The 24,544-nt window shown below is 62.4% G+C and carries 23 protein-coding genes; 17 read left to right on the forward strand and 6 right to left on the reverse strand.

Features of this window, described 5'->3' with window-relative positions; translation table 11 throughout:
* Window positions 1-145: 145 nt before the first annotated feature.
* Window positions 146-2,032 (forward strand): formylglycine-generating enzyme family protein, encoded by a 1,887-nt coding sequence (locus CW354_RS07855; RefSeq protein WP_104829457.1) that lies wholly within the window; start codon window positions 146-148, stop codon window positions 2,030-2,032.
* A 9-nt stretch (window positions 2,033-2,041) separates the two neighbouring features.
* Here CW354_RS07855 and CW354_RS07860 read toward each other — a convergent pair whose 3' ends face one another.
* From CW354_RS07860 to CW354_RS07875, 4 genes are all read right to left on the reverse strand, one after another.
* A complete protein-coding gene (locus CW354_RS07860) occupies window positions 2,042-2,749 on the reverse strand; it encodes a class I SAM-dependent methyltransferase (RefSeq protein ID WP_104829458.1) in 708 nt (235 codons plus the stop codon).
* 100 nt (window positions 2,750-2,849) lie between these two features.
* The gene (locus tag CW354_RS07865; protein ID WP_104829459.1) at window positions 2,850-3,476 is read right to left on the reverse strand and encodes a CGNR zinc finger domain-containing protein; all 627 of its coding nucleotides are present in this window, start codon (window positions 3,474-3,476) and stop codon (window positions 2,850-2,852) included.
* A gap of 431 nt (window positions 3,477-3,907) precedes the next feature.
* Window positions 3,908-5,494: a GDYXXLXY domain-containing protein gene (locus CW354_RS07870; RefSeq protein ID WP_104829460.1), complete on the reverse strand. Its 1,587-nt coding sequence runs from the start codon at window positions 5,492-5,494 to the stop codon at window positions 3,908-3,910.
* Complete coding sequence (locus CW354_RS07875; RefSeq protein ID WP_165793583.1) at window positions 5,491-6,432, reverse strand: DUF2157 domain-containing protein; 942 nt, start codon at window positions 6,430-6,432, stop codon at window positions 5,491-5,493. Before CW354_RS07875 ends, CW354_RS07870 begins: the two co-directional genes overlap by 4 nt.
* 205 nt (window positions 6,433-6,637) lie before the next feature.
* Here CW354_RS07875 and CW354_RS07880 point away from each other — a divergent pair, with 205 nt between their 5' ends.
* The 3 genes from CW354_RS07880 (at window position 6,638) to dnaJ (ending at window position 12,094) form a co-directional block, all read left to right on the forward strand.
* Entirely contained in the window at window positions 6,638-8,581 is a 1,944-nt protein-coding gene (locus CW354_RS07880) for an SUMF1/EgtB/PvdO family nonheme iron enzyme (protein ID WP_104829462.1), read from the forward strand.
* Between the two features lie 289 nt (window positions 8,582-8,870).
* Complete coding sequence (dnaK, locus tag CW354_RS07885; RefSeq protein ID WP_104829463.1) at window positions 8,871-10,796, forward strand: molecular chaperone DnaK; 1,926 nt, start codon at window positions 8,871-8,873, stop codon at window positions 10,794-10,796.
* A gap of 113 nt (window positions 10,797-10,909) precedes the next feature.
* Window positions 10,910-12,094 carry a molecular chaperone DnaJ gene (gene dnaJ / locus CW354_RS07890; protein ID WP_104829464.1) on the forward strand — a complete coding sequence of 395 codons (1,185 nt, stop codon included), beginning with the start codon at window positions 10,910-10,912 and terminating at the stop codon, window positions 12,092-12,094.
* A gap of 127 nt (window positions 12,095-12,221) precedes the next feature.
* Here dnaJ and CW354_RS07895 read toward each other — a convergent pair whose 3' ends face one another.
* Window positions 12,222-12,893 (reverse strand): DUF4386 domain-containing protein, encoded by a 672-nt coding sequence (locus CW354_RS07895; protein ID WP_104829465.1) that lies wholly within the window; start codon window positions 12,891-12,893, stop codon window positions 12,222-12,224.
* Window positions 12,894-13,034: 141 nt separating this feature from the next.
* Here CW354_RS07895 and CW354_RS07900 point away from each other — a divergent pair, with 141 nt between their 5' ends.
* The 3 genes from CW354_RS07900 (at window position 13,035) to CW354_RS07910 (ending at window position 16,526) form a co-directional block, all read left to right on the forward strand.
* Complete coding sequence (locus CW354_RS07900) at window positions 13,035-13,928, forward strand: LysR family transcriptional regulator (protein ID WP_104829466.1); 894 nt, start codon at window positions 13,035-13,037, stop codon at window positions 13,926-13,928.
* A 499-nt stretch (window positions 13,929-14,427) separates the two neighbouring features.
* Window positions 14,428-15,447, forward strand: coding sequence for an endonuclease/exonuclease/phosphatase family protein (locus CW354_RS07905; protein WP_104829467.1), 1,020 nt, complete (start codon window positions 14,428-14,430; stop codon window positions 15,445-15,447).
* Between the two features lie 161 nt (window positions 15,448-15,608).
* Window positions 15,609-16,526, forward strand: a complete 918-nt coding sequence (locus CW354_RS07910; protein ID WP_104829468.1) for an alpha/beta hydrolase family protein — start codon at window positions 15,609-15,611, stop codon at window positions 16,524-16,526.
* Here the strand turns inward: CW354_RS07910 and CW354_RS07915 are convergent.
* Window positions 16,523-17,824 carry an MFS transporter gene (locus CW354_RS07915; RefSeq protein ID WP_207764719.1) on the reverse strand — a complete coding sequence of 434 codons (1,302 nt, stop codon included), beginning with the start codon at window positions 17,822-17,824 and terminating at the stop codon, window positions 16,523-16,525. The two genes, CW354_RS07910 and CW354_RS07915, sit on opposite strands and share 4 nt — an antisense overlap.
* Window positions 17,825-17,933: 109 nt before the next feature.
* Between CW354_RS07915 and CW354_RS07920 the strand changes: the two genes are divergently transcribed.
* The 10 genes from CW354_RS07920 (at window position 17,934) to CW354_RS07965 (ending at window position 24,531) form a co-directional block, all read left to right on the forward strand.
* The gene (locus tag CW354_RS07920; protein ID WP_165793584.1) at window positions 17,934-18,620 is read left to right on the forward strand and encodes a sulfotransferase family protein; all 687 of its coding nucleotides are present in this window, start codon (window positions 17,934-17,936) and stop codon (window positions 18,618-18,620) included.
* A 12-nt stretch (window positions 18,621-18,632) separates the two neighbouring features.
* A complete protein-coding gene (locus CW354_RS07925; RefSeq protein WP_104829469.1) occupies window positions 18,633-19,088 on the forward strand; it encodes a GNAT family N-acetyltransferase in 456 nt (151 codons plus the stop codon).
* Window positions 19,089-19,097: 9 nt separating this feature from the next.
* Window positions 19,098-19,445, forward strand: coding sequence for a DUF3088 family protein (locus CW354_RS07930; protein ID WP_104829470.1), 348 nt, complete (start codon window positions 19,098-19,100; stop codon window positions 19,443-19,445).
* A 77-nt stretch (window positions 19,446-19,522) separates the two neighbouring features.
* Window positions 19,523-20,152, forward strand: coding sequence for a pyridoxamine 5'-phosphate oxidase family protein (locus CW354_RS07935; protein WP_104829471.1), 630 nt, complete (start codon window positions 19,523-19,525; stop codon window positions 20,150-20,152).
* Between the two features lie 24 nt (window positions 20,153-20,176).
* Complete coding sequence (locus CW354_RS07940; RefSeq protein WP_165793585.1) at window positions 20,177-20,866, forward strand: alpha/beta fold hydrolase; 690 nt, start codon at window positions 20,177-20,179, stop codon at window positions 20,864-20,866.
* A 23-nt stretch (window positions 20,867-20,889) separates the two neighbouring features.
* Window positions 20,890-21,588: an alpha/beta fold hydrolase gene (locus tag CW354_RS07945; RefSeq protein ID WP_104829473.1), complete on the forward strand. Its 699-nt coding sequence runs from the start codon at window positions 20,890-20,892 to the stop codon at window positions 21,586-21,588.
* 23 nt (window positions 21,589-21,611) lie between these two features.
* A complete protein-coding gene (locus CW354_RS07950) occupies window positions 21,612-22,385 on the forward strand; it encodes an SDR family NAD(P)-dependent oxidoreductase (RefSeq protein WP_104829474.1) in 774 nt (257 codons plus the stop codon).
* Between the two features lie 68 nt (window positions 22,386-22,453).
* Window positions 22,454-23,266 carry a 4-hydroxy-tetrahydrodipicolinate reductase gene (gene dapB / locus CW354_RS07955; protein WP_104829475.1) on the forward strand — a complete coding sequence of 271 codons (813 nt, stop codon included), beginning with the start codon at window positions 22,454-22,456 and terminating at the stop codon, window positions 23,264-23,266.
* Between the two features lie 84 nt (window positions 23,267-23,350).
* Entirely contained in the window at window positions 23,351-23,902 is a 552-nt protein-coding gene (locus CW354_RS07960; RefSeq protein ID WP_104829476.1) for a TIGR02281 family clan AA aspartic protease, read from the forward strand.
* A gap of 86 nt (window positions 23,903-23,988) precedes the next feature.
* Complete coding sequence (locus tag CW354_RS07965) at window positions 23,989-24,531, forward strand: MarR family winged helix-turn-helix transcriptional regulator (protein ID WP_104829477.1); 543 nt, start codon at window positions 23,989-23,991, stop codon at window positions 24,529-24,531.
* Window positions 24,532-24,544 lie beyond the last annotated feature (13 nt).

Here is a 24,544-nt window from a genome sequence, read left to right on the forward strand (position 1 = left end):
TTTCCCCAGGCGGGCCGGACCGTTTCTTGCCAAAGTTTTAAGAAAAGCTTCTCGGGGGCGAAGCCGATTCGCCTTAATAGAGCGGGTTGGAGAAAGCTTTCAGCGCTTTGGCGAAAAGGCTCGTCACGCACCAGAAACATTAACCATGATGTCCGTATCGATCATTCATGCGCCGCGCGACGAAGCGCTGGGAGAAAAAATCGCAGCCGCGCTGGCGAGCGCCGGGCATGCGAGCCGCAGGGTCAGCCCCGATCCCAATCTCGGCGATCTGCAGCTCGAAACGGAAACCGTGGTCGAGGATGACGACGAAACGGCGATCGTGGTCTGGACCGAAGCGGCGGCGAAACTTGCGCGCCTTCACCAGCAGGCCGGGGCGGCCATGGCTCGCGGGACCCTGATCCCCGTGGCCGTGGGCGGCGTGCGTCCGCCCGGCGGCTTTGAAGATCTTCCGCCGGTGGATCTGTCCGGCTGGACCGGCGCGCCGGACGATCCGCGCTGGCGCTTCGTGCTCGAAGAAATCCAGCTTGCGAAAGAGCGCACGCTTTTAAAGGACGGCGAGGTCTGGGCCGCGCCCGATAATGACGAGGGAGACGCGGCGCCGGAAGAGGCCGCGCTTTACGCCCGGCCCTTCGTCGAAAAAGACGCAGAGCCGGAAACCATGGACGCGCCGCCGGCCTTCCTGGCGCGCCCGCAGCGTTCCGGCCTCGCCCGCCGGTTCAGCGCGCGCGAAGTGGCGATTGGCGCGACGGCGGGGCTGGTGGTCATGACGCTCGCCACGGCGTTTCTGGCGCCGCTGGTCCTGCCGGGGATCGAGCGCCGCCTATCGAATGCGATCGACGGCGGCGTTGAGCCGGACCGGAGCGCTGCGGCGGCGGGCGATCCGTCGCCGGATGCGGCGACAAATCTGGCGTCCCTGCGCCCTGTGCAAACGGAGGGCGCTCCGTCTACGGATGAAGAGGTTTCTCTGACGCCGGGGCTTCCGGAAGAAGAAGACGCTATCGCCGCGCTGATCGACAGCGAGGCGGCGGATGCGAATGAAGAAACGACGCCGACCTTTCCTGCGGCGGCGAATGAAACGCCTCTTGCGATGGAAGACGGCGCCGGTGACGATGGCGCGCCCGCAGAGACGGCGATCGCCGAGAGTGTTGAAACCGGCTCCGGCCAAACGCAAACGGCCGCGCTGGACAGCGAAGGCATGGAGCGGCTGATCGCGTCAGTGAGCGACGAAGTGCAAGGAGAAGACGGGACGGAAGAAAATGCGTCGGCGCCTGACGCTGCTGCGCAAGCGACTGGCGAGGACGGCTTTTTCCGTGATTGCGTCGACTGTCCCCAGATGGCGCGGCTGCCCGCGGGACGTTTCCGCATGGGCGCGGGACAAGGCGCGCGCGATCCCGCCGAAAGTCCGGCGCGCGACGTGACTATCGCCAATCCCTTCGCGATTGGCGTTCACGAAATCACCTATGAGGACTGGGCGCCTTGCGTCGAGGCCGGCGTCTGTCCGGCCGCGCCCGAGCATGGCTGGGGCGGCGGCCGACGCCCTGTGGTCAGCGTTTCTTACGAAGACGCGCAGACATATGTCGGCTGGCTGTCGACCGTCACGGGCGAGGCCTATCGCCTGCCGAGCGAAGCGGAATGGGAATACGCCGCGCGGGCGGGAAGCGACAGCGCCTTCGCGTTCGGGCCGACCATCTCCGTCGATCAGGCGAATTTCAACGGTCAGTATCCTTATGGCGGCGGCAAAGGCGTGTTCCGTGAGCGGACGACCGAGGTTGCGAGCTTTCCGCCCAACGCCTTCGGGCTTTACGACATGCACGGCAACGCCTGGGAATGGACATCCGATTGCTGGAACCCGACCCATGCCGGCGCGCCGGGGGACGGGTCCGCGGTTGCGACGGGCGATTGCACGAAACATGTTCTAAAAGGCGGCGCCTGGAACACCGGCGGCTGGCGGCTGCGGTCGGCCCACCGTATCGGCAAGGCGTCGACCAAGCGCGAATTCGACAATGGCTTCCGCATCGCGCGGGATTTATAGGCGAATAGGTTACGCCGCGCTTTTGCGGGCGGCCCAGACGTAAATCATCGCCGCCTGATAATATCGAACAGGCCGATCGAACCCGTTCGCCGCGATCAGCGCTTCGACTTCTTCTGGCGTATGCGCCGCCACAGCCTTGCCGAACATCTCTTCATAGCGGTCTCTTCCCGCTTCATCCATGTCGGCGAGCGCCAGCGTGTTAAGCCAGATATCCATTAGCGCCGGATAGGAGGAGTCGCTCCTGTCAGGCGCGAGATCGGCGTTGACGAAAACGCCGCCGGGGCGAAGGCGTTGCGCAACAGCGTGAAAGAAAGCGCCGCGTTCATCCGTATCCGTCAGAAAATGGGAAACCAGAAAACTTGTCGCCGCATCGAAGGGCGCGCTTTGGGGAAGCGTGTCGACAACCCCGTGATGCAGCTCGCAACGGTCTGAAAGACCTGCCGCGTCAAGGTTCGCGCGGCAGACCCCAAGCATGGCTTCGGAAGGATCGAATCCGGTAAAACGCCAGCCCGGATAAATTTTTCCCAGATATAAAATCTCCGCGCCGGTGCCGACTCCGGCGCACAGGATGCGCGCATTGTCCGCAAGGCCGTCCAGCGCGCCCCGCGACAATAGATGCATGGCCTCGCTTAATGGCGAGAGCGGCTTCCAGCGCGCGTCATAAGCTTCGGCGTGGTCTTTATTAAAGGGTTGGCTTGGCGGCTGGTTGTCAGCCATCAGGAGGCTCTCTTTTTGATATTATGTTATATTATCACATTTCTGGGCAAAAGTCTATCCCGTCGCGACGGCGATGCAGCCTCGTCGTTGCGGCCGGGTCTTAAGCCGCCTTTTTCTTCCGCTTACGGAATTTTTTAACCTTGGCGTCATTGCCGCAGGTCGCCATGGAGCACCAGCGCCGGCGGCCGTTTTTCGACAGATCCACGAAAAGCCATTCGCAATTGTCGCCGCCGCAGGCGTGCAGCCGGTCGAGCCGGCCGTCCAGGAGCAGGTCTTCGGCCGCCTCGATGATGAGACGCAGGGCGCGCTCGAGCGCCGGCGCCTCGTCCCGGCAACGACGGCGGAAGCCGTCGCCTTCGCGCACAATGCGGCACTGGCTGGCGGCCCGGACCTTTCCCCGGTCCAGAGTTTCAAGATCCTCTTCGGCGACCTCCCCGCCGGTCGCGACCGCGTTGAAAATCCGCCACAGCGTCGCCCGCAGCGAGACAGCATCGTCAAACAGCGCCGCCGCCTTTTCCGGCTCCTCGGCGAGCTCCTTTTCGAGGAGCGCCATGTCCTCAGTCTCAAGAAGGCCCGCGGCTTGCGCCCAGGCGCCGAAGCCTTCGGGCCCGCCGAGGCGGTCCGCCGGGTCGCCGCCCGCCCATTCAGAGGCCGTATTGACGAAGTCGAGGGCGGCGTTGCCGCCGATCATGTCCTTATCGGACCAAGCATATGGAGAAAATCTCATTCTATAACCAGTAAAAATCGATTGAACAGTTACAATATAGGCGCTATTCCGTAACCGTCAATATGAATTTCAGGAGTTACAGCTCGAAGAGCCATCCGCTCCTACCCGGAAAGCCCGTCTCGAAAGGAGAGCCGCCCATGCCCAACACCTTCGTTTTTTCACTCCTCCTGACAGCGCTCGTCGTCGGGCTGGCGCTTCTGGAAAACGCGCTCAGCAGCGCCTTTTGAAGGAGAGATCCTCATGTCCAACACATTTGTTTTCGCTTTTCAGATCACGGCCCTTGTCTTCGTGCTGGCGCTTATCAGCCAGACCGTCGGCGTTGTGGTGTAACGCCCCGCAAGGGCCGGGACCGGGCGGCGGGCCAACCCTCGCCGCCGCCCGGTCCGTCAAGACCGTAGTCCACGACCGCCTGAAGATTTTGGGCGCGGGTCTTAATTCGGCTCGCCCAGCCGGGCGAGGTTTTCATCCGCAAGGCCCGTCAGCTTTGCGCGGCCGTCAGGCGCGACAAGAACAATCGCAAAATGCGCCGGCTGATAGATATGCGCCTCGCCTTCCTGAAAGAAATAGCTTTCCGGCGCGTAGCGCATGCGCGCATCTGCGGTCTTGATGTAATCGATCCTGATTTCGTCCGTATCCAGAACATCATTCTCGCCCGGAATGCGCGAGAAAGAGGCGACGGCGTTTTCGTCAAGTTTCAAAAAGACCTCGCCGGTTCGCGGCAAAGCCCCGATCTCTTGGGACGGCGGATAGGCCGTGTTGCGGTAATTGAGCGTCATGTAATCGCCCTGAATGAGCGAGCGCGGATCGACCGGGCCCAAGGGCAGATAGATCCGGCGCGCTTCGGCGAAGGCGTTTTCAAGGCGCATGACGGAGTAATTGACATAGGCGCAGGCGAGCGCGAGGAGCGCGGCGAAACCGAGAATGGCGAGCCAGTTGCGCTGTGCGCCGCCGCCGGATTGCGCTTCGCCGCCGGCGCTATCTTTGGAAAGCCTGCGAAAGAAAAACGCGCCGCCAAGGGTCGCCGCGCCCAGCGCCGCCAATAAGGCGGATTTTTCCAGGAGCGTCATCGACAGATCGTAATAAAACCGGCTGATGAACCAGATCACGCCGACGACGGCGACGGCTGCGAGCCCGCGATGATTGGCGGCGAACGCGGCCAGAAGGGCGAGGATGGCGACGCCGCCGGCGTTGGGCAGGACCCAGATCCCGGCGATGAGAAGCGTGCTCGCGGCGGCGAGGGGCGCCGGCGCATAGCGCGCGCGCAAAAGCCAGAGGCAGTAAAGCGCCGAGGCGATGAATGCGATTTTTGCGATCAGCCAATGCGTGTGGATATCGCCGCCTGAAGCCAAGGCAGGGAAGCTCGTGATCAGGGTGTAATAGATCACCGGGCCGATCAGCAGGGCGGCACCGGCGGGCTGTCGCACCGATCCCGGTTCGGCGCGCGCAAACAGCCAGGCGCCGAACGCCGCCGCAGCCGCCGTCGCATAATGATCGGAATGCCAGCCAATGCCGTCATCGGCGTGCAGGACGATCAGCGCGGCGACGGCGACGCCGTAAACGGCGAGCGCGGTCAGAAAGCTCAAAATGCCGTCGCGCACCCGTCTTGTGAGAAAAAAGCCTGCAGCGGCGAGCATGGCGGCGGCGCAAAGACCGCCGGACCCGATGGCGGTCGCTTCCGGCGCGCCGCCCGCATCGAAGATTTTGAACGCGAGATACCAGACCGCGAATGTCGCGGCGGTAAGACCGGCGGCGATGCAGGAAATGCCGAAATGACGCGCGAAATCGCCTTTCTGCGGGCCGCCGACAAAAACCCCGAGCGCGATAAATCCGCCGCCGAAAAGAAGCGCGATCAGGCAAACGGCGATGTCCTGGCCGCCGCTTTTAAAGTCGCCTGCGATTGCAACGCCGATGGCGAAAATCGCGATGGCTGCGAAAATCCCGGCGAGCCACCCGCCGATGGCGAGAAACATCTCCACATACCAAGGTGCGGGCCAGGGCGCGGATTTGTCCGTGCTCATGACGCGCCTCTTTCATCGCGCAGGCGCTTCAAGCCGGGGGCGAGCACCGCCGTGACGGCGACGATCCACAGCGCGCTTAAAAAGAAGAGGCCCGCAATGGCGCCGGCGCTGTCCGGAAAATCGCCGGAAAAGAGCACGCGCAGGCCGAATACAGCAATCCAGGCGGCCGGCGCGAACATCGCCATGGCCTGGACCGGCCGGTCGGGCCGCCAATAGCGATAGGCGGCGAAAAGCCCGCCGGAAACAGCGAAAAGCGCCAGCGACGCAGCGACGCCTGTCTCAAACATCCCGGCGCCGCCGGTCAGGTTGATCACCCCGCCGAACAGGGGCGCGGCAAGCGCCGCGGCGGCGATAAGCCAGGCGAGCCAGCGGGGCGCGCCGTCCGCGGTTATCTCGCGCAGAAATAAAATGACGGCGGCGCCGGCGGCGTAGATCGCAGTGGAGCGGGAGACGACGCTGTTGCCCGCCATGACCGCCCCCCAGGTTTCCTCCGTATAAAGAAAGAAAGCGATGCCGACGATAAGGAACCAGACCGCGAAATGCGCGTCATTGCGCGCGATGATGGAAAGCGGCAGCGCAAAAGCGGCCCAGATCGCGAACAGCCGCCAGGGATCGGCGCCGAGCTGATAGACCTGTCCGACGACGCCCATGGAAACGCCGATCATCGCTGTGGCGAGAATGCCTGCGGCCGCGCCGAGCCGCGAGCGGCGACCCATGACGGCCCAGCCGAGAAAGCCGATCCCCATGGCAAGTTGCGGCAGGGCGATTTTCAACGGGTCTGCGAGCTCGCGCCAGTTATAGGCGAAAAAGAAAATAACGGCGGCGATAATCTGCGCCGCGCCGAACAGTACAAAGAGCGCAAGCGCCCAGTCTTGCGGCTCGGATTGCAGGGTCCCTGGCGTGCGCGGCGCCTCTTTGTCGATTACGGGGCCGATCACCGGTTTTCCCCTCCCCATTGGTCCTCTACGGAGCATAATGGAGCCGGGCTTTCCTGGCGAGGCGTGCGGCCGCCTTTCGTGAGCGCCGGCCCTTTTCAGCTTACGGCCCGGTAATATTCCGCCATGGCGGGCCCGATGCGCTTGCAGTCGGGGTCCATGTTCGCTAGGCGCGTCAGGCCCAGCCATATGCTGGCGGCCAGTGGGGATGATGGCGCAACAGGAAACAGAGCCGGGCGCAAAAGGCGTCGTTCAACTTCTTGCCGCGAAAGCCAATGCGAATTTCGCGGAGAAGATTGCGACCGCTCTTGCGCGCGCAGGATATCGGATCGACGACGGCGCGTTCGATCTGCGCCGCATCGATGCGGTCGTCGTGCTGTGGACGGGCGTTGCGCTCGACGATGCCGATCTTATCGCCAAAGCGCGCGAAGCCTGGAAAGAGCGCCGCCTCGCGCCGGTCAGCATCGGTCGCGTCGAACCGCCTTTCGGCGCCAAAGAAATGACGCCCATGGATCTCGCCGGCTGGCGCGGCGGCGACGACGATCCGCGCTGGGGATTTGTCCTTACCGACATTGAAGAGTTGAAAGCACGCGCCCGCCTTCGGTCGCACGAAGAAGACCCGGCGGCGCCCTCTTCTGCGAAACAGGTTGCGCCTGCGGAGCCAAAATCCGAATCCCGGCCGGTTCCGCCTGCGGTCTCCTCGACAGCCGAGGCGAAAAAACCGCCGGAACCGCAGCCCCATCAGGCGGCTTCCAAGCCAGCCCCAAAACCGGCCCCGAAACTGAAAGCCCCGCCGCGCAATATTCCGCAAACGGAGCAACCGGTCGCGGTCCTGCATCCCGCGCGGCATGCGTGGCGCTATCATATCCTGCCCGCCGCGCCGGCTGTCGCGGGCGTTCTTGTCCTGCTCGGCCTGGCCGCCGGCGGCGCCTATTTCGCCGCGGGGCTGCGCCCATCCGCAAGTCCTGCGCCGGAAAAAACAGCGGCGCCGGCCGCGCCCGAAAAAGACCAATCTGCGCAGGAAAAGCCCGATCCGGACGCCTCTCTGTCGCTTGTGCGCCTCGCCCCGGGGGAAAAGCCGCCGGAAGAGCGGCGGGCGAAAACCGCGCCCGAAAAGGCGGAAACCGACCCGGTGGATAACGCCTTTCCGGCGTCCGCATCGGCCGAAGAAGCTCCGGATGTAAGCGTGACGGCGCGGCTTCGGGAGGCGGCGATCGAAAGCGGCGTCGCCGAGATGCAGGATGCGGCGGATAAGACCGATGCAGAGCAAGGTGAAGAGACGCATCTGGCTGCCTTGTCCGCGCCGCGGCTGAAGCCCGCCGCGCCGCCTGAGGAAGCCGCCGCCGACGATCCCGGCCCTGACGATCCGGATCATGAAGCGGCGCCCGCGCTCGATCAGGCCGCGCTCGCCGAACTCGCCTCCGCGGTGGAGGCGGCGCATACAAATGAAGAAGAGAGCCATCGCGGCGATTTTTTCAGTGACTGTTCAGGCTGTCCCGACATGGCGGCGCTCGACGGCGGCGCCTTTCTCATGGGCGCGCCGCGCGGCGAGGAAGGTCGTCAGCCTGCGGAGGGACCGCAAAGGCGGATCAATATCGGCTATCGTTTCGCCATCGCGACGCGCGAGACGACCTTCGATCAATGGGCCTTGTGCGTCGATGACGGCGGTTGCCGCGATTATGCGCCCCCGGACGAGGGCTGGGGCCGCGCCGACCGCCCGGTGATCAATGTCTCCTATGAAGACGCGTCGGCCTATGCGCGCTGGCTGTCGGCCAAGACCGGTTTTTATTATCGCCTGCCGAGCGAGGCGGAGTGGGAGTTCGCCGCCCGCGCCGGCGGGGAAAAAGCGATGTCTTCCGGCGCCGCGTCCGGGGAGATGGGTCCGTCGCCGGCCTCCCGGGATAACGCCTTCGGGCTTTTCGGCATGCTCGGCAATGTCCGGGAATGGACGCTCGACTGCTGGGCGCCGAGCCATCATGGCGGGCCGGCGACGGGTGCGGCCCGGATCGACGGGGACTGTTCGCGACGGGTCGTGAAGGGCGGCGCCGGGAACGCGCCGGGCTCGGCCTCGCGCCCGGCGGCGCGCCGGCCGGCGGATGTTGAAAGGCGGGCGCCGGACACGGGGTTCAGGGTGGTGCGCGTCCTGGATTGACGCTTGACGGCGTCGGCGCCTGCGCCAAGGCTTGCCAAACCGTAAAGAAGGCGACTTTGATGACGGGGGATTTTTTGCCGCGCCCGCGCGAGCCATGGGTTGCGGGCTTGAACACCCCTACTTATATCCCGCTCGAACGCGGGGGCGCGGTCGGTTTCCGGCTCTCGTCCCCGCATCCATCAACAGTCACCCTTAGGGGCGTTCCGCTTCCGGCGCTTTACGGCGCCAAAAGGGCCGATATGAAGGCCGGAAATAAAGGGACCGCTCGCTGCAACGGAGAGAAGACGAAATGGGCAAAGTTATTGGCATTGACCTCGGGACGACGAACTCCTGCGTCGCCGTCATGGAAGGCAAAGAGCCGAAAGTCATCGAAAACACCGAAGGCGCGCGCACCACGCCATCCGTGGTCGCCTTTACGGAAGACGGCGAGCGCCTGATCGGCCAGCCGGCGCGCCGCCAGGCGGTCACCAACCCTGAAAACACCTTTTTCGCCATCAAGCGCCTGATCGGGCGTCCTTATGACGATCCCACGGCCCAGAAAGACAAGGAGATGGTGCCGTACAAGATCGTCAAGGCCGACAATGGCGACGCCTGGGTCGAAAGCCGCGGCGAGAAATACGCGCCGTCGCAGATCTCGGCCTTCATCCTGCAAAAGATGAAAGAGACCGCCGAAAGCTTTCTCGGCGAGGAAGTGACGCAGGCCGTCATCACCGTGCCGGCCTATTTCAACGACGCCCAGCGCCAGGCGACCAAAGACGCCGGCAAGATCGCCGGGCTCGAAGTGCTCAGGATCATCAACGAGCCGACGGCGGCGGCGCTCGCTTACGGCCTCGATAAAAAAGAAGGCAAGAAGATCGCCGTCTACGACCTCGGCGGCGGCACCTTCGACGTGTCGATCCTCGAAATCGGCGACGGCGTGTTCGAAGTCCTGTCGACCAATGGCGACACCTTCCTCGGCGGTGAAGACTTCGACTTGCGCATTGTCGATTATCTCGCCGACGAGTTCAAAAAGGATCAGGGCATTGACTTGCGCAAGGACAAGCTTGCGCTGCAGCGCCTGAAAGAAGAAGCGGAGAAAGCCAAGAAAGAGCTTTCCTCGACCTCTTCTTACGAGGTGAACCTGCCCTTCATCACCGCAGACCAGTCCGGCCCGAAACACCTGACGATGAAGCTGTCGCGCGCGAAACTCGAAAGCCTTGTCGACGACCTCATCAAGCGCACCGTCGAGCCGTGCAAGGCGGCCTTGAAAGACGCCGGCGTTTCCTCCGGCGACATTGACGACGTCATCCTCGTTGGCGGCATGACCCGCATGCCGAAAGTCCAGGAAGCGGTGACGCAGTTCTTCGGCAAGGACCCGCATAAGGGCGTCAACCCGGATGAAGTTGTGGCGCTCGGCGCCGCGATCCAGGCGGGCGTCCTGCAGGGCGACGTCAAGGACGTTCTCCTGCTCGACGTCACCCCGCTGTCGCTCGGCATCGAAACCCTTGGCGGCGTCTTCACCCGCCTCATCGACCGCAACACCACGATCCCGACCAAGAAGTCGCAGACCTTCTCCACGGCTGAGGACAATCAGTCGGCGGTCACCATCCGCGTCTTCCAGGGCGAGCGCGAAATGGCGGCGGACAACAAGATGCTCGGCCAGTTCGACCTTGTGGGCATTCCCCCGGCCCCGCGCGGCGTGCCGCAGATCGAAGTCGCTTTCGACATCGACGCCAACGGCATCGTCAATGTGTCGGCCACAGACAAGGCGACCAACAAAGAGCAGTCGATCCGCATCCAGGCGAGCGGTGGTTTGTCCGATGACGACATCGAGAACATGGTCAAGGACGCCGAAGCCAACGCCGACGCCGACAAGAAACGCCGCGAGGGCGTCGAGTCGAAAAACCGCGCCGAAGCGCTGGTCCATTCCACCGAGAAAAATCTCGAGGAATACGGCGACAAGCTCGAAGAGACCGACCGCAAAGCCATCGACGACTCGCTGGCTGCGCTGAAGGAAAAGCTTGAAGCCGAAGATTCCGACATCGAGGCGATCGATGCGGCCGCCGGAACGCTGGCGCAGGCGTCGATGAAACTCGGCGAGGCGATGTACAAAGCCGGCGCCGCGCCGGAAGGCGCCGCCGAAGACGTCGAGCACGAAGTCGAAGGCAAAGGCGGCGATGACGACGACGTCGTCGACGCGGACTTCGAAGAAGTCGACGGCGACAAGAAAGACTAAGGACGAGCGGGGCCGCGCCCATGGCGCGGCCCTTTATCGACCGGTCTTTCCGGCTGACCCGGGGAGAGGGGCGCAAAAGACCGACAACCCGAAAAACGGGCGCGTGAAAGTTTATGGCGCAGCAGTGTTATTACGAAGTTTTAGGGATTGAGCGCACGGCGGATGCGGCGTCGATCAAGTCCGCGTTCCGCAAGCGCGCCATGCAATATCATCCCGACCGCAACAAGGACGACCCGGAAGCCGAGCAGAAGTTCAAGGAGCTTGGCGAAGCCTACGAAGTCCTTTCCGACGACCAGAAACGCGCGGCTTACGACCGCTTCGGCCACGCCGCCTTCCAGAATGGCGGCATGGGCGGGGCCAACGGCTTTGCGCGCGGCGGCATGGGCGGCGGCGCCGGCGCCGCCGGTTTTTCCGATATTTTCGACGAGATTTTCGGCGAGTTCATGGGCGGGCGCGGCGGCGGTGGACGCCGTTCCGGTCCCGGTCGCGGCGCCGATCTGAAATACAATCTTGAAATCACCCTCGAAGAGGCGTTCCACGGCAAAAAGGCCGAGCTTACCGTGCCGGGCTCCGTTTCTTGCGAGACCTGCGAGGGCTCGGGCGCAAAACCCGGCTCCGGCCCGGTCGAATGCGGCACCTGCAAAGGCGTCGGCCGCGTGCGCGTGCAGCAGGGCTTTTTCACCATCGAACGCTCCTGCCCGCATTGCAACGGCGAGGGCCGGACGATCTCCGATCCGTGTACGGATTGCGGCGGTCAGGGCCGCGTCCGGCGCGAGCGCACGCTTTCCGTGGACGTGCCGCCCGGCATTGAGGACGGCACGCGCATTCGCCTTTCCGGCGAAGGCGAGGCGGGCCCGCGCGGCGGACCGGAAGGCGATCTCTATATTTTCATCCATGTTGCGGATAACGATCTCTTCGAACGCGACGGGCCCGATCTTTTCTGCATCATGCCGATCCCCATGACGACGGCGGCGCTCGGCGGCGAGTTCGAAACGCCGACCATAGACGGCGGGCGCGTGAAAATCTCCGTGCCCGAAGGATCGCAGACCGGACGGCGCTTCCGCGTCAAGGGCAAGGGCATGACCCAGCTCGATTCCTCGGGCCGGGGCGACATCCGCCGCCGCGGCGATCTTTATGTCGAGATCCAGGTGGAAACCCCGACCAGCCTCAACGCTGAGCAGAAAGACTTGCTGCGTCAGTTCTGCGAAGCCGGCGGCGGCGAAGCGGCCTGCCCCCAGCACAAGGGCTTTTTCGATAAGGCCAAAACGTTCTGGGAGAACGTCACCGAGGGGCGGTAGCGCAAGTCCGCAAAACTTTCCTGCCCCTCTCTGGCGCGCATAAGGAAAAGTCATTCAAGGGTTTCACGACGAAACACGGGCGTTGAGTGACTTGAGGCGCATTCCCGGACTGTGAGCTCAGCCTTTTCTAGTACCGCTCGTTCCGGGCCCCCATAATCAACAGCCAGAAGATCGCTCCCATCTCGCCAATGACGCTGGCCATGGCGACGACGACGCTAAGCGTCGTGCCTACATAAATATCCGGCAGCAGCAAGGGGCCGAGAAAATTCATGAGATATCCCGCCCCGCCAAGAACCAGGAAAAAGCCGATCACGCGCGGGATGGCCCCGGAGACCAGCACCAGATAGCCAAACGGGATCAACCAGAGGCCCCAGAAAATCTCCACGAAACCCATTTCGAGTTCGTATTGTTCGATGCGCTCCATGACGCGCGCCGCCATATCCCCCGACGCGGCTTCGGCGCCCTCGGCAAGCGGCGCGACGGCGTAGAGATTCGTAAAGGCTGAAAAATGCAGCGCTACGCCGACAACCACGAAAACGACCAACAAGCCTGCCGCGAACCGGCCATAGCGCTCAAGCATAAGGAAAAGGCGGACGGCCATTCCCATAAACATGACATCGGAAAAAAGCCCGCTCGCAATCCCAAGCTTCAAAAGCAATGGAGAAGCGGAAATTCTCTCCAGGGTCGCCTGCGGGTCGTCCGCGACGAAGAGCTGGCCTGGAACATAGAGCGTGCTGAACGCGCCTGTCACGCCCAGCAACAGGTATAAAAGGCCCGCTTGCCGACCCGCTGACATCATGGCTTTAACCCCGCTTTTCTTTTTCGCACCGCATCAAACACGCCGCCGAACCGATGGCGCTCGGCCAACGCTGGAAAAGAATATCTATGCGAATTTCAAATAGAAATTGCCGAAATTAGTATTTGAGTTATACAAAAATGTATGAACTGGCAGGCGATCGCCTTCGACTGGAATCAGGTGCGCGCTTTTCTGGCTACGGCTGAGGAGGGTTCGTTTTCGGCTGCCGCGCGGGCGCTAAGACAAACACAACCAACGCTCAGCCGCCAGGTCGCCGCTCTTGAAGAGGAGCTGGGCGTTACGTTGTTCGAGCGCGCCGGCCGCAAAATGATGCTGACCGCCGCGGGCATGGACCTTCTTGAACATGTGCGGGAGATGGGCGAGGCGGCGACGCGCGTTTCGCTTGCTGCGAGCGGGCAAGCGCAAACGGTCGAGGGGCGCGTCGTCATTACCGCGACCGACGGGGTTTCGGCCACAGTTCTTCCTCCGATACTGAAAAAAATTCGTGAAACTGCGCCGGGAATTCAGATCGATATAGTGAGTACTATTGAGATACGGAATATTGCGCAGCGAGAGGCCGACATCGCTATTCGTCACGGCGCGCCGGATCGCTCCGATCTGATGTCAAAACAGGTTGGCCAAACCACGGTGTTTTTATGCGCCGCGAAAGAATATTTGCGCGCTTTCGGGCCGGTCCAGAAACTGGATGATCTTTCTCGAGCCGACTTTATCGGTCTGGGGCGAAACGAAGACATGATTGAATGGTTGCGCCAATACGAGCTTAGACTGACGCCTGAACAGTTTTCCATCAGTTCGACGAGCGGCGTCGTTATAAAGGAGCTTGTGCGTCAAGGTTTGGGCGTTGCTCTTATGCCCTTCGACCGAGGGCTGCGCTCCGAGATCGAACCAGTTCTGCCTGAACAATTTTCCATTCCAGTTCCTGTCTCGCTTACGACGCATCGCGAATTGTACGCCAGCCGCAGGATCAAACTCGTTTTCGATATTCTGTCCGAGGAGTTAAGCAAGGTCGACTGGTAACTTGACGGGCGCCGCTCCTGGCGTAACGTGAAGAATGTTTCTCCAAGGAAAGCTTTAAGCGACGTCCGGCGCCGAGCCTGCTTTACGCTCATTCTCCCCAAACCGATCCGCATTCGACAGCGTCGGGAAGAGTTTCACCATAAGGCGGTTGTGGCGAGGAAACGCCATGCCTCCTCCCGTTCTTCCCCGTGAAAGCAGGGGAGAGGGCGTCTTATGCCGCCGCCCGCCCGCACTCCGTGCCGTTCTTACATATAAGCTTCATATTGCCGGCGGTTATTAACCATCCTTCGGCGATTGTCACAAAACATCTGCATACGTCTTAAAATACTGTCACACGGATCAAGCATAAGCGCGAGCGATTGGGCGGCTCGGCATTTTGCTTATGCAATTCCGAAAACACCGACGCGCGACGGGTGCGATTTTATGGGCGCTGCCTTTTTGCGCATTTGCCGCGCTTTCCAGCTGTTCGTCGCTTCCTGATAATCCGTCTCCCGCGCAGTTGGCTGAGCTGCAGTCCGAGGTGAAGCCGCCGCGCATAGAAATCGATCCTCTGCGCGGAACGGCGTCGACCGAGCTGACCGTGATGACCTACAACGTCGCGGGGCTCCCCTGGCCGATCAAGAAGGGTCGCCGGCGCGCCCTGAAAGAGATCGCGCGGGAGGTCCGGACGCTGCATGCGGCGGGGCGCGCGCCCGACGTCCTGGTGCTGCAGGAGGCGTTCACCGCGCCGGCGCTCGCCATCGGCGAGGCTTACCCGAACCGGTTGCGCGGACCCCTGTCATCCGACCGCAGCAATACGGACGCGCCGCAGATCAGCGAAGACTTCAGGCGCGCGCGCCGCTTCGGGAAGGGCGAGCGTCTGGGCAAGGTCCTGTCTTCGGGGCTCTATGTTTTGAGCGACTTTCCGATTGCAGCCTCTTACATGACGCCGTTTCGGCGCACGAGTTGCGCAGGCTATGACTGTCTCGCCAATAAGGGCGCGATGATTGCCGTCATCGAGATTCCCGGCGCGCCCGAGCCGGTTCAGATTCTCAACACGCATTTGAATTCCAACGGCAAGTCGGGCGTGTCTCCTGAACGCTCCCTCGCGGCCCATTATCAGCAGGTCGATGAAATGGGCGCGCTGATGGCGCGCGCGGTCAACCGGCGCTGGCCGTTCATCTATGCGGGCGACTTCAACACGCGCCATGCGCCGGACCGGTTCGATCATAATGCGCAGAGCTTGCCCGGAGTTTTCGTGCGTCAACATTGCCTTCAGCCGGATGCGGGCTGCGAGACGAATATCGCCTGGGAGGGCGACGAGGCGCCGTGGCTCAGGACCCAGGACCTTCAGGGTTTCACAAGCGGTTCGAAAGTTTCCATCCGCCCGGTCCGCGCCGGGATGGCGTTCGATAAGCCCGTGAACGGGCGCAAATTGTCGGACCATGACGCCTATGTCGTCACTTACCGCCTGGCTTGGAAGCTCGAGAAGCTCGCCTCGGCTAATCACGCCTTTCGAGACGTCGCCGCCGCCGAATAGGGCGGCGCGGCGTGGTATTTGTTGCGTTTTTTCTTCATTTCGCCCGATCTGACGCGCGTCTCGCCCTAAAACGGCTTGCCGGTTTCCGCGCTTTCTTGTTGAGGTCGACAGGCAGGGCGCGAGGGGCTGACGCCCGCGCTTGCCGAAAAAAGGAGACGCTTGTGAAAACTCTTTTCGCCGTCGCCGCCGCTTGCGCGGCGATGCTGTCGCCCGCTTTCTCGCAATCCGTCTTGAAATCGCGGGAAACGATGACGCTTCCCGGTTACGCACAGGCGCTCGAAACGTCGGATGTCGACGTCTACGCCGACGAAGGAACATATGAAGCTGCGCGAAACGACAGCGCTTATATTTTTGAAAAGCTCACCTATGAAAGCGACGGGTTTGAGGTGGTCGCCTATCTGATGCGTGCGCGGAACGGCGGCGCGCGCGCAGGCGTCGTCTTCAATCGCGGCAGCTATATCCGCAACAACGCCGCGCCGGAACTTTTGCCGCTGATGCACCGCATGGCGCGTGAAGGGTTTACGGTGCTTGCGCCCATGTATCGCGGCAGCGAAGGCGCCGAAGGCCGCGACGAAATGGGCGGCGCCGATCTCGACGATCTGATGGCGACGGCTGCGCTGGCAGGGGAGCTCGATTCCATCATCGACGACGCGCTTTATCTTTACGGGGAATCCCGCGGCGCCATGATGGTCTATCAGGCGATTCGCGACGGCTATCCGGCGCGCGCCGCCGCCGTTTATGGCGGCTTCACCGATCTCGAACGGCTCATCGACTCCGATCCCGAACGTTACGCCGGGCTGACGCAGGCGCTCTGGCCGGATTTCGACGAAAACCGCGAAGCGATCATCGCGCGCCGTTCGGCTTTGCGTTTCGCCGACGCGCTCAAAACGCCCTTGTTGATCATGCATGGCGGGCGCGATGATGACATTCCTCTAGCCCACGCGCTTGATATGGCGGCGGCGCTCGCGGCGCGCGGCCGCGATTTCGATCTCGTGGTTTATGGAGACGACAGCCATGTCTTGCCGGGCCACGCCGAGGCGCGGGACGGGCGCGCGGCGCGCTGGTTTCGCGCGCACTAAGATGTCGCGGAAGGCGAGGTTTCCCGTTTCGCTTCTCCCTCCACTTCCTCAAACCGGTCCGCCCTCGACAGCGTCGGGAAAAGCTTCAGCCATGAGGCGACGGTGACCAGCGAGACGACGCCGCCGAGGAAGACGGCGCCGATGGGTCCCAGGAATCGCGCGGCGACGCCGCTTTCAAACTCGCCGAGCTGGTTCGAGGCGGCGATGAAAATGAACGAGACGGAGGAGACGCGTCCGCGCATATGGTCCGGCGTCGCATGCTGGACGATGGACTGGCGGATGAACATCGACACCATGTCCGCCGCCCCGCCGATCGCCAGCATCAGGAGCGACAGCCAGAAAATTTTCGAAAAGCCGAAACCGAGCATGGAAAGCCCGTAAATCACGATGGAGCCGAGGAGCCACGGGCCGACCTTGCGCTCCAGGGGATTGGCCGCGAGGAGAAACGCGACAATCGCGGCGCCGACCGCCGGCGCGGCGCGCAAGAGCCCCAGCCCCTCCGAGCCGACCATCAGAATGTCGCGCGCAAAAACCGGCAACAGCGCTGTGACGCTGCCGAAAAAGACGACGATGAGATCGAGCGTGATCGACCCGAGAACGAGCTTGTTGTTGAAAACATATTTAAGCCCGTCGACGATCATCGACCACCCGCGCACATTATGCACCGGTTCGTGCGGCGGCGTTTCGGCGGTGGCGAACATGACGACGGCGACAGCGGTCAAAAACGCAGCGGCGCCGTAAACCACATAGGCCCCGCCGATGAACAGGAAGCCGCCGATGGCGGGCCCGAGCATCGCCGCCCCTTGCATTCCGAGCGAATTCCACGCAATCGCCAGCGGCAGCTCGTCCCGGGGCACGAGGCGCGGATAGAGCGAGTTCGAGGCCGAGGGCGTGAAGGCGCTCACCGCGCCATTGCCGAAAGCGGCGAAAAAGATCGCCGGGATCGCGATATGGGCGGGCATGAAGCTCGCCGCGAAAAGCGATGAAATGACGAAGAACCGGACGATGTTTGAATAGACGAGGATCTTCTTGCGGTCGAAACGGTCCGCCGCCTGGCCGCCGGGCAGCGACAAAACGAGGATCGGGACGAATTGCGTCAGCCCCACAAGGCCGAGCATGAAAGCCGATTCCTCGATCGAGCGGGTGAGGCGCGACAGATCGTAAATCTGCCAGCCGATGGCGATGGCCACCATCTGGCGCTCGGCGCTGATCAGCTGCCGCGCGATCCAGTAATGGCGATAGCCCTGATGGCGAAAAATCGAAAAGGACGGAACGGAACGCATCTGGGCGCGGACCATAGGCCTCGTTCGCAACGGCGCAACCGAAAAAAAGACGTCAATCTTTTTTCGTCTTGCCATTCCGCCGCCGGCTTGCAACGCTCGCGCGTTTTTTGAAGGGGAGAGGCGGATGGCCTTGAAAGTAATCGGCGCCGGGTTCGGGCGGACGGGAACGGCGTCTTTGAAACTGGCGCTGGAAAAGCTTGGCTTCGGCCCCTGTTATCATATGAGCGAAGTGCTCGCGAACGCCGGGCATATGGATTTATGGAACGAGGTCGCCGCCGGAAAGCCGGACTGGGATGCGATTTTCAAGGACTATGCCGCCACGACGGATTTTCCCGCTTCAATCTACTGGCGCGAACTGGCCGCCTTTTATCCGGACGCAAAAATCGTTCTTTCGCTGCGCGATGCGGAGCGCTGGATCGACTCGACGCAGGAGACCATCCTGAGCCCGAAAATGATGGGGTTGATCGAGGGGACGCCGTGGCGGGCGATGCTCAGGAAAACAGTGGACGCTATTTTCGACGGCGACATCCACGATCACGACACCCTGCGGCGCGTCTTCAATGAACACAACGCGGCGGTCAAAGCCGCCTTCGGGCCGGACCGGCTTCTCGTCTTCGAAGCGAAACAGGGCTGGGCGCCGCTCTGCGCCTTTCTCGGCGTTCCGGTTCCCGACGAAGACTTTCCGCGGGTCAATTCCAAAGAAGAGCTGCAGGGCATGATCGCCATGCTGGAATCCGACATGGGGCGCGACATGATGCAGGGCAAAGGCATGCCGCAGGCTATGCGCGAACAGGTGTTTGGAAAGGACTAGGCGGAGCGGGCGATGGAGATAAGGGAAGACGACCTGACAGGCGAGGCGGTGCGTGATCTCCTCGCCTATCATTTCGAGATGATGCACGAAAACTCGCCGCCGGGCATGGCCTATGTGCTCGATGTCGAGGGGCTGAAAGCGCCGGATATGAGTTTCTGGAGCATCTGGGCGGGCGCCGACCTTCTCGGTTTCGGCGCCTTGAAGGAGCTGGAGCCGGGCTGGGGCGAGATCAAATCCATGCGCACCCATCCCGACCATCTGGGCAAGGGCGCCGGCGCCGCGATGCTCGATCATATTATCGGCGTCGCCAAGGCGCGCGGCTATCAACGCCTCAGCCTTGAGACCGGCTCGACGCCCACTTTCCTTCCCGCGATCGCGCTTTACAAAAAACGCGGCTTTGAAAACGGCGAGGCCTTCGCCGGCTATGCGGCCAGCGATTTCAATCAGTTCCTGCATCTCGATCTGTAGGCGGAGCGAATGAAAAAGGATGTTCTCTTTTTGCTGGCGCCGGGCTTTGAAGCGAAGGGACGGCGCGAGTTCTGTCCCGAATGCGCGGAGATCTGGGGCGTGCTTGCTTATTTTCCGGCGATCCGCGAAGCGCTCGACATCCGCTACGAGCCGCTCGCCCATCCGCGTCCCGGCCTTGTGAAAAGGCTGGGCGAAGGAAACTGGAACTGTCCGACGCTGGTCCTCGCCGACGGCGCGGACGCCGGCCCCCATGCGGCGGTCAAAACCGCCAACGGCGTGCATTTCCTCGATAATTCCCGCGATATCGCGCGCTATTTCGCCCACCGCTTCGGAACGCCCTTCCCGCGGGGAAGCTGATCGCTTCCCATGGGCGTTTGCCTCTCTTGCGGGAGGCCCTAGAGTGAAGTCAGGGCGGATCGAGCAGGGAGAGGCCGATGACTGCCGCATTCACCAGTATCGTGCGCACCAACAGCGAGTTGCAGGAAATCCTCGGAGAGCCGCCGGCGCCGGTGGTGATGAAAACCCTGTCGGCGCTCGACCGGCACTGCCGAGCCTTCATCGCGAAATCGCCTTTCGTGCTGGTTGCCTCGTCTGACAGCGAGGGCCGCATGGACATTTCGCCGAAAGGCGATCCGCCGGGTTTCGTGCAGGTTCTCGACGACAAGACGCTGGCGATCCCGGACCGCCCGGGCAACCGCCGCGCCGACACCTTTCATAATCTTCTCGATAACCCCCATGTAGGGCTGATCTTTCTCATTCCCGGCAAGAAGGAAACGCTGCGCGTTAGCGGCCTTGCGGAAATCGTGCGCGATGAAAGCTTGCGCGAGTCCATGGCGGTGAACGGCAAGACGCCCGACCTCGCGCTCGTGATACGCGTCGAAGAGGCGTTCTTTCACTGCGCCAAATGCGTGACGCGTTCGAAACTCTGGCGGCCTGACGACTGGCCTTCGCTCGAGGGGCTGCCGACGCTCGCCGAGACGATGATCGATGCGGCGAAAATCGATGCGCCGGCCGACGCCGTGCAGGCGATCATCGATGAGGATGAAAAAGAGCGGCTTTATTAACCGCTGAAATCAAGGGAGGCCGGATTGGCGAAAGAAACCACCTTCGTTCTGGTGCACGGCGCCTGGTGGGGCGGCGACTGGTTCTGGCGCGGCGTGGCGGACCGCTTGCGCGCCGAAGGCCATCGGGTTTTCACGCCGATGCTGACCGGTCTCGGCTCGCGCGCGCATCTGAAAGACTGCGGCGTCGATCTTTCCCTGCACATTCTCGACATCGTCAAGCTCATCGAATGGGAGGCGCTGACCGACATCGTCCTTGTCGGCCATTCCTATGCCGGCATGGTCGTCTCGGGCGCCGCGGAAAAACTTCCGGAAGGGACGATCCGCTCCATCGTTTTTCTCGACGCCTTCCTGCCGGAAAACGGCGAAGCGCTTGCCGATATCGCGTCGAACTTCAAAGACCTCGCGGGCGATCATGATCCTGTGCCGCCACCGGTCTTTTTCGCCGGCGACAATGAAGCGTTGAAAGCGATCCTCGAAAAGCGAGGCAGTCCGCAGTCGCGCGCCTGTTTCGAAGAGCCGGTCGTTCTCACCGGCGCGCGCGAGCGCATCGCGATCAAAACCTACGTGCTGGCGCAGGGGCCGGTGTTCCTGCCTTTTTACGAAAAGGCGAAAGCCGATCCAGGCTGGCGGACCGAGACCATCGACTGCGCGCATTTCCCGATGCTCGAGGCGCCGGAAGAGACGGCGGAGATTTTACTGCGCGCCATGGAGTGACGCGACCCGGAGAAGGGGGAGAGATGAGCGACAAACATACATTCGTTCTGGTGCATGGCGGTATGTGCTGTGGTCGGTGGTGGCGTGAGACCGCCGATATGTTGAGAGCAAAAGGCCATGAGGTTTACACGCCGACGCTGACAGGGCTTGGCGAACGCGCGCATCTCACCGGCCGCAAAGTCAATCTCACCACCCACGCGCTTGACGTCGCCAATCTCGTCAAATGGGAAGAGCTGAAAGACACCGTGCTGGTCGGCCATTCCTATGGCGGCATGGTGATCAGCGCCGCCGCGGAACTCATTCCCGAAGGGACCATCCGCTCCATCGTCTATCTCGACGCGATGTATTTGGATGATGGCGAATGTGTTTTCGACGCCGCGCCGGAGTTTAAAGATGCAGTTGGCGATGCCGACGAAATCCCGACGCCGAGCCCTTCTATGTTCGGCTATGACGGCGCAATCGCCGCCTATATGGAGCGCACCGGCTCGCCGCAGCCGGTGGAAACCTTTGCGGAAAAGCTGAAGCTCACCGGCGCGCGCGACCGCGTTCCCGTGAAAACATTTGTGCTGGCCCTTAACAGCGGCATTCCGGCGTTTCAGGACTATTACGATCGGCTGAAACCAGATCCGTCCTGGCGCACCGAAACCATGGATACGCGCCATAACATGATGCTCGAGGCGCCGGAAGAAACGGCGGCGGTGCTGCTGCGCGCCGCCATCTGAATTTTTCAAGCAAGGAGGGGAGCATGGGCCGTCTTGAAGGAAAAACCGCCATCGTCACCGGTTCGGGACGCGGCATCGGCAAGGCGATTGCGCTTGCTTTCGCAAAGGAAGGCGCGAAAGTCGCGGTGGTTTCGCTGACGCCGGAAAAGATCGAAGAGACGGTCGGGGCGATCAAGAGTGCGGGCGGCGAGGCGATCGGCGTCAAATGCGACATTGCAAAACCAGACGACATTACAGTCGCCGTAAAGCAGACCGCCGACGCCTTCGGCGGCGTCGACATTCTCGTCAACAACGCTTCAGCGCATGCGGCGAACGTAAAACCGCTTACCGAGGTGACGGCGGAAGAGGTTCATGCGCAGATGGATCTGGGGCCAATTGCCTGCATGCGTTTCATGCAGGCGGTTTATCCGCATATGGAGCAAAAGGGCGGGCGCGTCATCAATCTCGCGACCATGTTGGGTATCATGGGCGCGGGTCTTCTTGCGCCTTTCGCCATGGCCAAGGAATCGATCCGCACCTTAACTCGCGTCGCCGCGCGCGAATGGGGCCCGAAAGGGATCACGGTCAACGCCATATGCCCTTTCGCCATGACAGACGGGCTCATGGCGATGGGTAAGAAATTTCAGGAGGCCGGCGCCGGCGGCGGCGGACCGCCCATGCCGCCCCTGGGACGCATCGGCTCGCCCGAAGAGGATATCGCGCCGCTCGCCGTCTTTCTCGCCAGCGGCGAGGCGGGCTTTCTCACCGGCTACACCTATATGGCCGATGGCGGCGGAGCCATCGACGCCGCGCGCTAGGCGAGACACGGTTGCGCTTTCGCGCCGTTGCGCTAGGCCATGGCTCCGAAGAATAGAGAGATAAGGTCATGGTCAAGACATCCATTCTCGTCGCCGGCGCCGGCGGGCGCATGGGCCGCGCGGTGGTCGCGGAAATCCTGAAAACCCCGGGGGCGAGTCTCGCCGGCGGCTTCGAACGCCCGGGCGGGCCCGCCGTTGGCAAGGATATCGGCGTTCTCGCCGGGCTCGACGCGCTGGGTCTTGAGATCGAGGACGCGGCGGAAAAGGGCCTCGCGCGCGCCGGGGCGCTGATCGACTTCACCGCGCCCGCCGTCTCCGTTCACAATGCAAAAGCCGCGGCGAAAGAAGGCGTCGCCCATGTCATCGGCACCACCGGCTTTTCCGCGGAAGACGAGGCCGCCATCGCCGAGGCGGCGAAGGCCGTGCCCGTGGTCAAATCCGGCAATATGAGCGTCGGCGTGAACATCCTGACGGCGCTGGTTGAGAAAGCGGCGAAGGCGCTTGGCGAGGATTACGACATCGAGATTTTCGAGGCTCATCATCGCGCCAAGGTCGACGCGCCTTCCGGCACGGCGCTGATGCTGGGCCGGGCGGCGGCGCGCGGCCGCGGCGCCGATTTCGAGGCGAAGCGCGCCGACGCCGACCGCACCGGCAAGCGCGAGGCAGGGGATATCGGCTTTTCGGTGATGCGCGGCGGCGGCATTGTCGGCGAACATCGCGTCGCCTTCGCCGGCATGCAGGAAGTCATCACGCTTTCCCATTCGGCCATCGACCGCGGGCTCTTCGCCCAGGGCGCGGTCACCGCGGCGCGCTGGGCCATGGATCAGCCGCCGGGGCTTTACTCCATGCGCGACGTGCTTGGTCTCGATGGGGATGGTTAACCGTTAACCAAAGAATCTGCGGTTTCGATAGATATTCGCGAAACCAAGCTTTGCCAGAGTGCTCCTTCAGTCGAAGGGGCCTTTATGCGCACCGAGATCATCGCCGCCGCCGGGATTGTCGCCGCCTCCGTCATCGGCGTGCGCGTCTATGACGGGCGCGTCAGCGAAATCGAACGCATGGAAGCGGCCCGGTCCGTGAATACCGAAAACCGTCAGTCCGGGGGCGTAGGCGCCGGCCGCGCCGCCTCTCTCACCACCGGCTGGGGCGATGAAATCCGCATCGCCGCCGCGCCCGACCGCCAGTTCTATGTCGAGGCGGACGTCAACCGGCGCGATTTCAAATTTCTCGTGGATACGGGCGCGAGCTATGTGGCGCTGCGCGACTCCGATGCGCGCGAGGCGGGCGTTTATACATCTTACACGGACTATACCTACCCCGTGCACACCGCGAACGGCCAGACCAAGGCCGCCTTCGTCACGCTCGACGAAATCGAGATCGACGGGATCCGCGTCGAGGGCGTCAAGGCCTTCATCCTCAAGGACGAACAGCTTGCGGTGAACCTCCTCGGCATGAGCTTCCTGTCGCGCCTTGAAAGCGTCGAGGCGAGAAAAGGCGAACTGGTGCTTAGGGGATAAAGTCCGTCAATTCCTAGCTGGCTCGTAAAATCTCTTGTCGAGATCCCGGCTTGATTTTTTATACAAATATTTGTACAAATACTTGTATGAGTAAAAAAGACACATATCCTGATGGCGCTTTTTCCTATGCGGCGGACCTGCGGCCGGCTTTCGCGGCGCATATGGCGAGCCGCCTCGATGTGCTCATCTGCGCGCAGACAAAGCACGTGCTGCAAGAGGCCGGCGTAAAAACCCCGGTGCATTCGGTTTCTGTCATGATGCATCTTTTACGACAGGGCCCGGCAAGCATTGCGGATATCGCCCGCAGGGAGGGACAATCCCATCAGCTTGTTTCGTCGCGCATCGCGCCGTTAGAAAAAGCGGGGCTTTTAAAAACGAAACCGGACCCGAAGGACGAAAGGCGGAAAATCCTCGAATTCACAGTCAAAGGCGCAGCGGACGCGCGCAAGCTTGAAAAGGTTTCTGAAAAGATTGCAGCGGTGTTTCGCGGCCTCAATGAAGAGCTCGGCGTAGATTTAATGGCGATGCTGGAAGACGCAGAACAGTCTTTGCTGCGCAATCCTGTCGCCATGCGTATAAAGACGCCGGCCCTGAAGAAAAAAGCAAAAGCCGCCGCCCGTGCAGCATAATTATCATTCCCTT

The organism is Hyphococcus luteus (genome assembly GCF_002943565.1).
Taxonomy (GTDB): Bacteria; Pseudomonadota; Alphaproteobacteria; order Caulobacterales; family Parvularculaceae; genus Hyphococcus; species Hyphococcus luteus.

Bases quoted from the DNA above. Each gene is read 5' to 3' on its own strand.
- CW354_RS07915 (WP_207764719.1), bottom strand. From the start codon at position 17,824: ATGGTCCGCGCCCAGATGCGTTCCGTTCCGTCCTTTTCGATTTTTCGC.
- CW354_RS07900 (WP_104829466.1), top strand. From the start codon at position 13,035: ATGAACTGGCAGGCGATCGCCTTCGACTGGAATCAGGTGCGCGCTTTT.
- CW354_RS07880 (WP_104829462.1), top strand. From the start codon at position 6,638: ATGATGGCGCAACAGGAAACAGAGCCGGGCGCAAAAGGCGTCGTTCAA.
- CW354_RS07860 (WP_104829458.1), bottom strand. From the start codon at position 2,749: ATGGCTGACAACCAGCCGCCAAGCCAACCCTTTAATAAAGACCACGCC.
- CW354_RS07925 (WP_104829469.1), top strand. From the start codon at position 18,633: ATGGAGATAAGGGAAGACGACCTGACAGGCGAGGCGGTGCGTGATCTC.
- CW354_RS07895 (WP_104829465.1), bottom strand. From the start codon at position 12,893: ATGATGTCAGCGGGTCGGCAAGCGGGCCTTTTATACCTGTTGCTGGGC.
- CW354_RS07945 (WP_104829473.1), top strand. From the start codon at position 20,890: ATGAGCGACAAACATACATTCGTTCTGGTGCATGGCGGTATGTGCTGT.
- dnaK (WP_104829463.1), top strand. From the start codon at position 8,871: ATGGGCAAAGTTATTGGCATTGACCTCGGGACGACGAACTCCTGCGTC.
- CW354_RS07855 (WP_104829457.1), top strand. From the start codon at position 146: ATGATGTCCGTATCGATCATTCATGCGCCGCGCGACGAAGCGCTGGGA.
- CW354_RS07965 (WP_104829477.1), top strand. From the start codon at position 23,989: ATGAGTAAAAAAGACACATATCCTGATGGCGCTTTTTCCTATGCGGCG.
- CW354_RS07870 (WP_104829460.1), bottom strand. From the start codon at position 5,494: ATGAGCACGGACAAATCCGCGCCCTGGCCCGCACCTTGGTATGTGGAG.
- CW354_RS07950 (WP_104829474.1), top strand. From the start codon at position 21,612: ATGGGCCGTCTTGAAGGAAAAACCGCCATCGTCACCGGTTCGGGACGC.
- dapB (WP_104829475.1), top strand. From the start codon at position 22,454: ATGGTCAAGACATCCATTCTCGTCGCCGGCGCCGGCGGGCGCATGGGC.
- dnaJ (WP_104829464.1), top strand. From the start codon at position 10,910: ATGGCGCAGCAGTGTTATTACGAAGTTTTAGGGATTGAGCGCACGGCG.
- CW354_RS07865 (WP_104829459.1), bottom strand. From the start codon at position 3,476: ATGAGATTTTCTCCATATGCTTGGTCCGATAAGGACATGATCGGCGGC.
- CW354_RS07960 (WP_104829476.1), top strand. From the start codon at position 23,351: ATGCGCACCGAGATCATCGCCGCCGCCGGGATTGTCGCCGCCTCCGTC.
- CW354_RS07930 (WP_104829470.1), top strand. From the start codon at position 19,098: ATGAAAAAGGATGTTCTCTTTTTGCTGGCGCCGGGCTTTGAAGCGAAG.
- CW354_RS07935 (WP_104829471.1), top strand. From the start codon at position 19,523: ATGACTGCCGCATTCACCAGTATCGTGCGCACCAACAGCGAGTTGCAG.
- CW354_RS07920 (WP_165793584.1), top strand. From the start codon at position 17,934: ATGGCCTTGAAAGTAATCGGCGCCGGGTTCGGGCGGACGGGAACGGCG.